Below are 11,453 nucleotides of genomic sequence, written 5' to 3' on the forward strand. Positions count from 1 at the left end.
ATGTCTTTTAAATATAAGTTTGAGAAAATTATGCATGTAAAAGAACGTGAAAAAGATGAAGCTTTGGATATTTATAATCAAGCGACGAGACGTTTTGAAGAAGCTGCGACCAAACTATATGAATTGTTAAAGAAAAAAGAAGATCTAGATAGATTGCAATCTGAAAGACTAGTTAGTGGTTTACAAGTAGTGGAAATGCGTTATCAGCAACAGTTTATTTCGAATTTAGAAAAGACAATTAGTCATTATCAAAAAAGAGTAATGAATGCTCGTACACAAATGTATTATTATCAAGAAAAGCTTGCAGAAAAAATGACAGAGTACAAGAAATATGAAGTCATTAAAGATAAGAAGAAGATGCAATACGTATCAGAAATGAAGAGATTAGAAAATATTGAAATGGATGATATTTCAATCCAGCAATTTATCCATAAAGAACTTTAGGTGATAAGATGGAAAGTCACAAAGAGAAAAGGTCTAGACCGGTCATTAAGATATTTATGATCATTGCCACCACTTTAATTGGACTTATCGCAATTGGATTATTAATCCTAACTGTAAGTGGATATAACATCTTTGAAGTGGCGAAAAAGTATGGTCAAAATGTTCCTGTTCTATCTACCCTTTTTGAAGAAAATCAAACAGAAATGATACAAACAATGGAAAATAGACTGATCGAACTAGAGGCAGAGGTCAATGACCGTGAGGCAAGAATTGAGCAACTGCAAAATCAAGTAGAAAGTAAAGACAATGAATTAAATAAAGCAAGCCAAGAAAAAACACGATTAGAAAATAGAGTAGACGAATTAGTTTTAATGAAAGAAGAGAATAAGCGGGCGTTTAGTGACATTATTAAAACTTATGAAGAAATGGCTGCTAAAAAAGCTGCGCCTATTTTATCTAATATGAATGAAGAAGAAGCGGTGCGAATCCTGGCAGAGGTAAAACCTGAAGTACTTGCTGATATACTGGCAAAAATGGAACCAACAAAAGCTGCTTCATTTACAAGCCTGGTAACAGCGTCTGTAGAAAATACTTCTACCACAGATGACGATGAGAAAGCCGCTGAATAAAGAGGGAGATGTTTCATGGAACTCATGTCACTGTTACCTATAAGTAATAACCATCAATCTACTAAAGAAGTATCAGCTAATGAGAAGGTGGGTAAAGGCGATTTCGCTCAATTTTTAGGGAGTGTTCTGTCGACTGTGGAAACGGTCAGTTCGAATAGCGACGTCACGAAAGATGCAGTTACAAAGCAAGATGATTTGCTATCTCTTCTCGGAGTATTAGTGTGGGAAGATTTGCCGGAAGAATGGCAATCGTTTATGTATATCGACTTACGAGATGAACCGCTAGTTGTAGAAAAGGCTAGTCAGTTATTAAACATTGAAGAAGAAGAGATGGAATTGATTTTTACTCATATCCAGTCATTGTTGAAAAATCAAGATGATATTTCTATAGATCTTCAAACGGCAGAAGCTAGAGAGAATTTTCTTTCAAAGTTAGTTTCAGTAGTGGAAGGTGGGCGTGCGCAAACGCTAACACAAACACAAACAACTGACCTTATCACTCAGAACAAAGCCGTCTTCCAAACAATAAAGCTTGTGCAAATGATGAATCAACAAACGGAACCATCACCATTTAATCAACAACAATTAGCTGGACTCGTAAAAGACATCGTGAAAATACTAGAAAACGAAGCAGTTGTACCGATACCTCAATCCATTTCTTTAAAAGCCCGAGAGACACAACTTCGAACACAACAGTTGGTCAATCATTCACCACTAAGCATGACGTTAATAAATAGTGAGCAGAAGCAAATGGAAACAGAAGTGGAAATACTTTCAACAATTAGTAAAGGAATAGAGGATCAAAATCCGGATATAAAGACTGTGCAAGTTCCTACAAATCCGGTTGCAAACTCTAAGAACGATACTTTGCAATTACATATTCTACAAAATGGTAAACCAATTCCGGCAGAACAATTAGTAAAACAGTTTGAGAATACCTTATCCCGTGCCAAATTTACGACTGTTAATGGGATACAAAAACTGAGCATACAACTCACACCAGAACATTTAGGCACATTGAAGATAGAAATTGTCCAAAAAGATCAAGTGATGATTGCTAGAATTATTGCAAGTACACAGGCAGCCAAAGATGCATTTGAATCTAGCGCACAAACTCTCAGACAAGCATTTCATTCACAAAATATCAATGTCGATAAGATCGAAATTTATCATACCTCCTTAGAACAAAAGCATGCAGAGGAATCGTTCAGTCAAAGAGAGAAGAATCAACCAAATCAAGATGGTGATGGTCATAACCGAAGAGAAGAACAAGAGGATAAAGCAACCTCTTTCTTCGATGAATTAGAAGCAGAATTATTAAATCTAAAGGTTTAGGTGGTAAGTTATATGACAAACAGTATTGATTCTTCTTTATTGCTATCACAATCACAAGCAGCCAATACCAATAATAGCAATACATTAGGCAAAGATGACTTCTTAAAATTATTAATGGTTCAACTTCAAAATCAAGACCCAACAAGCCCGATGGATGATAAAGAATTTATATCACAAATGGCTCAGTTTTCTTCTTTAGAACAAATGACTAATTTGACAACAAGTATGGAAGAAATGATCAACATTCAAGAGCAGAACCAATTACTATCTTATTCTCAATTTGTAGGTAAAGAGATTACTTGGCATAAATTAAATACTAATGAGGCTAATGTGGAAGTTGAGCAAGGAACTGGAAAAGTTGCTTCCATACAGTTCAAAGATTCTACTGTCACATTTATTCTTGAAGATGGAACCGAGTTATCACCAAGTAATATTTCTGAACTAAATCAGCCAACGATTGATGAGAATACATTAGTTCAATCTAGTTTATTAATCGGAAAAGAAATTACTTATCAGGATGATCAAGGGGAAAATCAAATAGCTAAAGTGGAGTCAGTGTCCTTTAAAGATGGACAAACATATTTTCATATTTCAGGTTCTGAAAAATTAATTACCCCACAGCAAATTATGAAAATTGAATAAAAGCGAAATGATATATTTGATGATTTAAAGGAGGAAATGCAATGCTACGCTCAATGTATTCAGGGATCAGTGGAATGAAGAATTTTCAAACAAAATTAGATGTAATTGGTAATAATATCGCCAATGTTAATACAGCCGGTTTTAAGAAGAGTAGAGTCACATTTAAAGATGCAATGAATCAAATGGTGGCTGGTCCATCCTCACCGACAGAATTACGTGGTGGGCGAAATGCAACACAAGTTGGCCTAGGGTCTACTTTGGCTACGATCGATGTTATTCACTCTGGATCGAGTATGCAAACGACCGGTAGAGCATTGGATTTGGGCATTGAAGGAGATGGTTACTTTATCGTTCAGCAAGGTGGGGCCCAGTATTATACGCGTGCAGGTAATTTTTATTTGGATGATGATGGCAGTCTAGTGAATAGTGAGGGGTTAAAAGTACAGGCATATAATAGCAACGGTGTATTAGGTGATGTGGTTGTAAATGTGAATGCCACCCTTCCTGCAGTGACAACAGAATCAATCACAGTCCAAGGAAATCTAGCAAAAGATGCGAATATTGGAACGGTATTTAATCAACAAATAAAAACAATTGATAGCAACGGTAATGCCCATGCGTCAACTGTTTACTTTAAAAAGATGGGCGACAATAGCTGGGGTGTCTTTTTTAATGAAGAGCCAAAACCATCTTCTGTTGGTACGATCACAAATCCAGATGAAGACGCTGGAAATATTAGTGTGAAAAATCCAGAAGGTTACAAGGGGACACAAACAGGAGATTGGGAAGTTGAGTTAAAAGATGATGTATATACGATTTCAACACCTGATGGTGATGTAACTGTAAATGCGTCTCAAGTTAAGAATGGCGTCTTATCCGCCCATGGCTTACAAATTGATGTATCAAATGTGAAAGAAGATGGTACTTGGACGTTTAATGTTACGGCACCAACCCAACCTGAGGATAATCTTACATTAAGCTTTGATGCCAATGGACAAATCGTAGGTGCTGATGCGTTAAAAGAAGGTATTAGAATACCAGTTCCTTCAGGTGTAACAGATAATATGGCAACGGATGAAGATGAAAGTCAATTATTAGTTAATCTTGATTTTTCTGCACTTACACAAGTAGAAGGAGCATCGAATGCCAATGTATTTCCTGATGGTTATACGGAAGGGAAACTGGAAAGCTTCAATATTGGTGCATCTGGTGAAATTAATGGTGTCTATTCAAATGGTCTTATCGATATTCTTGGAACGATCGCTTTAGCCAAATTTAGCAATAGCTCAGGGTTAACAAAAGCTGGTAATAACCTTTATCAAGCTTCTGCCAACTCAGGTGTGGCTAATATTGGTATGGCAGGTGACGGAAGAGGGAGCTTAGCGGCAGGATCACTTGAAATGTCTAATGTTGATTTATCAGAAGAATTTACTGAAATGATTACTGCCCAAAGAGGCTTCCAAGCAAATACAAGAATTATTACGACGTCTGATGAGATTCTTCAAGAACTAGTTAACTTGAAACGTTAAAAAGGGAGGTTTAGGCAAGCTTTGGTTTGCCTATTACAATAAATTGATAAAATTATCGAGATTAAATGGTCAATCGTTTAGGTTAAATGCGTTTTATATCGAAACAGTCGAATCATTTCCTGATACAACAATCACACTTACCAATGGTAAAAAGTATGTTGTGAAGGAAAATGAATTAGAAGTAGTGGAAAGTATTCAGCAGTTCTACCAGGCTGTTGGTATGATTAAAGCTCATTCTATGTGGGAGGAGAACGGTGAAGATGAATAAAAAATGGCTCATCGTTGGAATTCTGTCATTGTTACTAGTAATTAGTGGTTCGTTATTTTACTTTACGGATGTATTTGCGAAGGATGCAAACGAGTCTTCTATTGATGATATTCTTGAACGCACTGTCTCTATTGACCAGATTACGACAAATCTAGCAAGTGACGATTATATACGGATATCTTTTACTATCCAAGTGGAGAGTAAAAAGGCGAAAGAAGAGTTAGAGAAAAGAGATTTCCAAGTGAAGAACTTAATGATCCAAGAGTTATCAGAAATGCAAGCAGATGATTTAAGAGGTAAAGATGGTCAACTATTATTACAGAAAAATTTAACAAAAAAAATAAATGACCTGATGGAATCGGGCAAAATTGAAAAAATCTATATAACTGAATCAATCCTCCAATAACATAATTGCTGACAGATTACTCATCTTTTAAAAATAAGAGTTTAATTCAAAGATATGGAGGTGACTTTTTTGCCAGGAGAAGTTTTATCGCAAAGTGAAATAGATGCGCTTCTATCAGCCCTTTCAACTGGAGAGATGGACGCTGATCAACTGAAAAAGGAACAGAGTGAGCGCAAAATTAAAACATATGATTTTAAACGTGCTCTTAGGTTCTCTAAAGATCAAATTAGAAGCATAACAAGGATTCATGAAAATTTTGCTCGGTTATTAACAACGTACTTTTCAGCACAATTAAGAACTTATGCGCAAATATCGGTGACATCTACTGATCAAATTCCGTATGAAGAGTTTATTAGTTCAGTTCCTAAAATGACAATCCTTAATGTTTTCGATGTTCCACCACTTGATGGAAAAATATTGATCGAAGTAAATCCCAATATCGCATACGCATTAATGGATCGCATGATGGGTGGCAAAGGATCTAGCTTAAATAAAGTAGAAAACCTAACAGAGATAGAAACAAAGATTATGTCTAATACGTTTTCGAAAGCTTTTCTTCTCTTGAAAGAGGCTTGGAGCAATGTAATAGACATCGAGCCAAGTTATGCAGATTTTGAAGTCAATCCCCAATTCTTGCAGATGGTTTCACCTAATGAAACAGTTGTCGTAATATCTCTCACTGCCACAATAGGCGAGGCAAGTGGAATGATCAACATTTGTATCCCGCATGTGGCATTAGAAGCCATTATGCCAAAGTTATCAGTAAGATATTGGATTGAATCAGATGTAAAGAACAGAGAGCCTGAAGAGATAGAACGATTAACAAAAAATATTGAGATGGCCAGTATTCCCGTTGTATGTGAATTAGGATCGACGGATATTAGTATTGAAGATTTCTTAGATTTAACAATTGGTGATGTGATTGAATTGGATCAAGGCATTCACGAACCGATGCAGATTAAAGTTGGCGAAATTCAAAAATTCACAGGACAACCTGGGAAAGTCCATAAAAAAATGGCTGTACAAATTTTGGATTTTGTGAAAGGAGAAGAAGAAAATGAGTAATGATATGCTTTCACAAGATGAAATTGATGCATTGTTAAAAGGAACGGGAGACGAGAACGAAACATTTTTTCGTTCTGCTCCAGAAGAGCAAGACAAAGGGCAAGAACTAACGCTTATTGAACAAGATGCTCTTGGAGAAATAGGTAATATTTCATTTGGTAGTTCGACGACAGCTTTGTCTACATTATTAAATCAGAAGGTAGAAATAACGACTCCTTCTGTTTCTGTTATCGAATATGATAAATTAATTGAAGAATTCCCCCATCCTTATGTTGCCATTAAGGTGAATTATACAGAAGGGTTCAAGGGAACGAATATTCTTGTTATTAATCAACATGATGCATCGATCATTGCCGATTTGATGCTTGGTGGCGATGGAAGTCAACCATCACCAGACATGGGAGATATTCATTTAAGTGCGGTGCAAGAAGCAATGAATCAAATGATGGGCTCAGCTGCTACTTCAATGTCCACTATTTTTGGGAAAAGGGTGGATATATCTCCTCCGACAATTGATATACTGAATTTATCGACAGGTGAAGGGACAGAAACGATCCCTAGGGAAGATCCTCTAGTGAAAATCTCTTTTCGCATCATCATTGGTCAATTAATTGATTCTCATATTATGCAAGTATTACCTTATCACTTTGCCAAAAGCTTAGTGAAAGAGTTATTACAAACAACAGCTGAAGAACAAAGTGACAAGGAAATGGAACAACAAAAAGTAAGTGATGTACAACCGCAAGAGATTGCACAGATGGAAGAGACAAGCTCATCTTTATCAATGAGTGATATGCCTCATAGCTCTACTGAAAATGTTGATACATATAGTCAGCCTAATTATTATCAACCACCAACTGAGCCAATGCAAAAACAAGCGGTACAGGCGCAGATTCAGCCGGCCAACTTTTTAGAGTTTGGTTCGCAACAACCAGCTGAAAAGCAAACGAATAATTTGGATATGCTCTTAGATATACCATTGCAGCTAACAGTCGAATTAGGACGTACCAAAAGATCTGTAAGAGAAATTTTAGATATGACGCAAGGGTCAATTATTGAATTAGATAAATTGGCAGGCGAACCAGTAGATATTTTAATAAATAGTAGATTAATAGCAAAAGGTGAAGTGGTTGTAATAGATGAAAACTTCGGTGTAAGGGTCACTTCAATAATCAGTCAACAAGATCGTCTTAAAAAGTTAAGGTAACCAAGGAGGAATAGAAAATGTCTCAAAAAATATTAATTGTCGATGATGCAGCTTTTATGAGAATGATGATTAAAGATATATTGGTGAAAAATGGTTTTGAGGTTGTAGGAGAGGCAGCAGATGGTTTACAAGCAGTTGAAAAGTACAAAGAAACAATGCCTGATTTAGTTACAATGGATATTACCATGCCAGAAATGGACGGAATCACAGCATTAAAGGAAATCAAAAAAATTAATAGTCAAGCTAAGATTATTATGTGTTCTGCTATGGGACAGCAGGCGATGGTGATCGATGCCATTCAAGCAGGTGCTAAAGATTTTATTGTTAAACCATTTCAAGCAGATAGGGTTATCGAGGCGATTTCAAAAACATTGAATCAATAAGCCGTAAGAAGTGAGATGTAATGAACATGTATAAACAAGTAATAGGAAGAATATGTATACTAGCCATTTCCTGCTTATTTTTGACGCAGTTACTTCATGTGACTGCGTCAGCTGAATCTAGAAGTGTTGAGGAAATGGTGAAGGATGAGGAAAAATCCACAGAGAAAAATGAGATTGAACCAAATATACACTCAGAAGAAATAACAGCAGACACTACGGAAGTCGGGTTAAATGCTTGGGATTTTATTCAGATGGTTTTTGCTACAGTGTTTGTGGTTGGCTTATTATATGGCTTGTTAAAGTTTGTTAATAAAAAGAGCCGCTCTTATAAATCAACCAATGTCGTTAATCACCTTGGTGGGACTGCCTTAGGTCAAAATCGCTCGGTTCAAGTCGTCAAAATAGGTGAAAAAGTGTATATACTAGGCGTTGGTGAAAATGTACAACTCATCAGTGAGGTCGCTGATAAAGAAGAGCGGGATACTTTATTAAAAAATTATGAAGAACAAGGCGACCAGTCATTGCAAGCAAAACAGTTTCTTACTCAACCTTTCAAGATAATGAAGAAGTCGGAAAGTGAACAAGTTAAGAACCAATCTTTTCAAGATATTCTTAGTAAACAACTGGCAGATATGAAAAAAAAACGTTCCGACCAACTTGAAAATTTGAAGAAGGGTAAACACGAACATGAATGAAGTAATGGAGATATTTAATAACAGTTCACCCGATAATATTTCAACATCTATTAAACTGTTACTAATGTTAACAGTACTTTCTTTAGCGCCAAGTATTTTAATATTAATGACATGCTTTACGCGTATCGTGATTGTTCTCTCTTTCGTAAGGACGGCATTAGCTACTCAATCTATGCCTCCCAATCAAGTGATAATTGGACTTGCCTTATTTTTAACTTTTTTTGTGATGGCGCCTACTTTTCATGAGGTTAACGAACAAGCATTATCACCCCTATTCAATGAAGAAATTGATCTAGAGGAAGCATATGATAGAGCTTCCCTTCCCTTTAAAGAGTTTATGAGTGCTCATACGAGAGAAAAGGATCTACAGCTATTTCTAGATTATTCAGGAGCTGAAAAGCCTACTTCTATCGAGGAGATTCCATTAACAGCACTAGTGCCAGCATTTGCTATTAGTGAAATTAAAACAGCCTTCCAGATTGGTTTTATGATTTTTATTCCTTTTCTAGTCATTGATATGGTCGTAGCCAGTGTATTAATGTCGATGGGAATGATGATGCTTCCACCTGTAATGATCTCATTACCTTTTAAGATTTTATTGTTCGTGTTAGTTGACGGTTGGTATTTAGTAGTGAAATCACTACTACAAAGTTTTTAAGTAAGGGAATGTTAGAGAAATGACTTCGGAAACCGTAATTTCAATCGCCGAGCAGGGGATAATGGCAGTACTAATTGTATGCGGACCATTATTATTACTAGCTTTAGTGGTCGGCTTAATTGTGAGTATCTTTCAAGCAACAACACAAATTCAAGAACAGACGCTAGCATTTGTGCCAAAGATTGTCGCTGTGTTAGTTGGTATAGTCGTCTTTGGACCATGGATGTTAAATTATATGGTTAGCTATACGAGTGATATTCTTTCTAATTTAACAAGGTATATAGGTTAAAGTTATTATGCAAGAATTATTCAACTATTTTCCAAGTTTCCTATTAGTATTTGTAAGAATTACCTCATTTTTTGTGATGATGCCGATTTTTTCATATAGGAATGTTCCTAATACAATGAAAATAGGGCTTGGCTTTTTTATTGCATGGATTATGGTATTTACACTCGATTTACCATTACTTGAAATAGACAATATGTATATTTTTCTCATTCTTAAAGAAGCATTGGTTGGTTTGTTTATCGGCTTTCTTGCTTATTTATTATTATCGGCGATTCAAACTGCAGGTGGTTTTATCGACTTTCAAATGGGTTTTGCTCTAGCGAATGTCATTGATCCACAAACTGGTGCACAAAGTCCGCTAACGGGTCAATTTTTATACATTATCTCACTCCTATTTCTATTATCGGTCAATGGTCATCATTTATTATTAGACGGAATCTTCTATAGTTATCAATATGTCCCACTTGATCAACCGTGGATTGCGTTTGGAAATGCTAATATGGCTGAATATATGGTGAAAGCTTTTAGTAGAATGTTTGTTATTGCCTTTCAAATGGCTATTCCCGTTGTCAGCTGTTTATTTCTTGTTGATGTGGCATTAGGGATTCTCGCTCGAACGTTCCCTCAGCTAAATGTTTTTGTAGTCGGGTTACCGTTGAAAATTGGTGTAAGCTTCATCATCTTATTTATTATGATGGGTGTGATGATGTTAGTTGTTTCAAAACTGTTTGAAGAAATGTTGTATTTCTTACGAGGCTTGATGAACTTGATGGGAGGGGCATAAAAAAATGTTTCTCACACTCGATTTACAGCTTTTTGCTGGAGAAAAGACAGAGAAAGCAACACCGAAAAAGAAACAAGATAATCGTAAGAAGGGGCAAGTTGCAAAAAGCCAAGATGTAAATACTGCTATTATGTTACTAGCTGTTTTTACGTTCTTTTTCTTTGCCGCAGATTTTCTGCAAACTTCCATCATCACAATGCTTGAGCATTCTTTTAATGAATATTTATTACTTGATGTAACGGAAGCATCTGTTTTTAAGATTTTATTGGACATCTTAAAAGAACTAATTATGATTGTAGGTCCAATTATGGTAGTGGCCCTTATCGCAGGAATCATTGCTAATTATATACAAGTTGGCGTGTTATTTACGACAAAACCAGTTGAACCGAAGCTTGAGAAGTTAGACCCGATTAAAGGCTTTAAGAGAATTTTTTCTCTCCGTGCTATCGTTGAAATGTTAAAATCGATTCTTAAAATTAGTATCATTGGCGTCGTTGTTTTTTCGATTTTGTGGTTAAGAATTGACGAGATTCTCATTCTCTCACAAAAAACAATTGGGGCTGCAATGAAAACAGTCATTGATTTAACCATCCAAATGGGGATATTTGCTTCCTTAGCGTTATTGGTTCTAGCAATATTAGATTATTTATACCAAAAATATGATTATGAAAAGAATTTACGAATGTCAAAGCAAGATATAAAAGATGAACATAAAAGTTCGGAGGGAGACCCTTTAATTAAATCTAAAATTAAACAAAGGCAGAGGGAGATGGCGACAAGAAGAATGATGCAAGAAGTGCCAAAAGCAGATGTCATCATTACCAACCCCACTCACTATGCTATCTGTTTGAAATATGATGAGTCGAAAGCAGACGCACCAATTCTTACAGCTAAAGGGGTAGACCATGTCGCACAGAAAATAAAATTAATCGCTAATGAACATAAAGTAATCATGGTAGAGAATAGACCGCTTGCTAGAGGTCTTTATGATCAAGTTGATATTGGCGAGAGTATACCTGAAGAGTTTTTTAAAGCGGTTGCTGAAGTTTTAGCTTATGTATATAAAGTGAAAAACCAATTGGAGAAATGATAACTATTAAAAATAACCATCTATCAAAA

Annotated in this window: 15 protein-coding genes; all 15 read left to right on the top strand. The window is 35.8% G+C overall.

The window, feature by feature from the left end:
* The 15 genes from fliJ (at nucleotide 1) to flhB (ending at nucleotide 11,424) form a co-directional block, all read left to right on the top strand.
* Nucleotides 1-444, top strand: coding sequence for a flagellar export protein FliJ (fliJ, locus tag MKX78_RS10110; RefSeq protein ID WP_095369529.1), 444 nt, complete (start codon nucleotides 1-3; stop codon nucleotides 442-444).
* Between the two features lie 8 nt (nucleotides 445-452).
* Nucleotides 453-1,073, top strand: a complete 621-nt coding sequence (locus MKX78_RS10115) for a MotE family protein (RefSeq protein WP_307314425.1) — start codon at nucleotides 453-455, stop codon at nucleotides 1,071-1,073.
* A gap of 15 nt (nucleotides 1,074-1,088) precedes the next feature.
* A complete protein-coding gene (locus MKX78_RS10120) occupies nucleotides 1,089-2,408 on the top strand; it encodes a flagellar hook-length control protein FliK (protein WP_341050749.1) in 1,320 nt (439 codons plus the stop codon).
* Nucleotides 2,409-2,420: 12 nt separating this feature from the next.
* Nucleotides 2,421-3,050: a flagellar hook assembly protein FlgD gene (gene flgD / locus MKX78_RS10125; protein WP_095369526.1), complete on the top strand. Its 630-nt coding sequence runs from the start codon at nucleotides 2,421-2,423 to the stop codon at nucleotides 3,048-3,050.
* 41 nt (nucleotides 3,051-3,091) lie between these two features.
* Nucleotides 3,092-4,579 (top strand): flagellar hook protein FlgE, encoded by a 1,488-nt coding sequence (locus tag MKX78_RS10130; protein ID WP_416337081.1) that lies wholly within the window; start codon nucleotides 3,092-3,094, stop codon nucleotides 4,577-4,579.
* Between the two features lie 43 nt (nucleotides 4,580-4,622).
* Entirely contained in the window at nucleotides 4,623-4,847 is a 225-nt protein-coding gene (locus MKX78_RS10135; RefSeq protein WP_095369524.1) for a flagellar FlbD family protein, read from the top strand.
* Nucleotides 4,840-5,253: a flagellar basal body-associated protein FliL gene (fliL, locus tag MKX78_RS10140; RefSeq protein WP_095369523.1), complete on the top strand. Its 414-nt coding sequence runs from the start codon at nucleotides 4,840-4,842 to the stop codon at nucleotides 5,251-5,253. The genes MKX78_RS10135 and fliL overlap by 8 nt, the downstream gene beginning before the upstream one ends.
* Before the next feature lie 69 nt (nucleotides 5,254-5,322).
* Nucleotides 5,323-6,318, top strand: coding sequence for a flagellar motor switch protein FliM (gene fliM / locus MKX78_RS10145; protein ID WP_095369522.1), 996 nt, complete (start codon nucleotides 5,323-5,325; stop codon nucleotides 6,316-6,318).
* Nucleotides 6,311-7,525 carry a flagellar motor switch phosphatase FliY gene (fliY, locus tag MKX78_RS10150; protein ID WP_095369521.1) on the top strand — a complete coding sequence of 405 codons (1,215 nt, stop codon included), beginning with the start codon at nucleotides 6,311-6,313 and terminating at the stop codon, nucleotides 7,523-7,525. The genes fliM and fliY overlap by 8 nt, the downstream gene beginning before the upstream one ends.
* Before the next feature lie 17 nt (nucleotides 7,526-7,542).
* The gene (locus tag MKX78_RS10155; protein WP_095369520.1) at nucleotides 7,543-7,908 is read left to right on the top strand and encodes a response regulator; all 366 of its coding nucleotides are present in this window, start codon (nucleotides 7,543-7,545) and stop codon (nucleotides 7,906-7,908) included.
* A gap of 20 nt (nucleotides 7,909-7,928) precedes the next feature.
* Nucleotides 7,929-8,603 (top strand): flagellar biosynthetic protein FliO, encoded by a 675-nt coding sequence (locus MKX78_RS10160; RefSeq protein WP_307314409.1) that lies wholly within the window; start codon nucleotides 7,929-7,931, stop codon nucleotides 8,601-8,603.
* Complete coding sequence (gene fliP / locus MKX78_RS10165) at nucleotides 8,596-9,261, top strand: flagellar type III secretion system pore protein FliP (protein ID WP_095369518.1); 666 nt, start codon at nucleotides 8,596-8,598, stop codon at nucleotides 9,259-9,261. Before MKX78_RS10160 ends, fliP begins: the two co-directional genes overlap by 8 nt.
* 19 nt (nucleotides 9,262-9,280) lie before the next feature.
* Nucleotides 9,281-9,550: a flagellar biosynthesis protein FliQ gene (fliQ, locus tag MKX78_RS10170; protein WP_095369517.1), complete on the top strand. Its 270-nt coding sequence runs from the start codon at nucleotides 9,281-9,283 to the stop codon at nucleotides 9,548-9,550.
* A 7-nt stretch (nucleotides 9,551-9,557) separates the two neighbouring features.
* Entirely contained in the window at nucleotides 9,558-10,334 is a 777-nt protein-coding gene (fliR, locus tag MKX78_RS10175) for a flagellar biosynthetic protein FliR (protein WP_095369516.1), read from the top strand.
* A gap of 4 nt (nucleotides 10,335-10,338) precedes the next feature.
* Nucleotides 10,339-11,424 (top strand): flagellar biosynthesis protein FlhB, encoded by a 1,086-nt coding sequence (flhB, locus tag MKX78_RS10180; RefSeq protein WP_095369515.1) that lies wholly within the window; start codon nucleotides 10,339-10,341, stop codon nucleotides 11,422-11,424.
* Nucleotides 11,425-11,453 lie beyond the last annotated feature (29 nt).

This window comes from Cytobacillus sp. FSL R5-0569 (assembly GCF_038007265.1).
GTDB classification, from domain to species: Bacteria; Bacillota; Bacilli; order Bacillales; family Cytobacillaceae; genus Cytobacillus; species Cytobacillus kochii.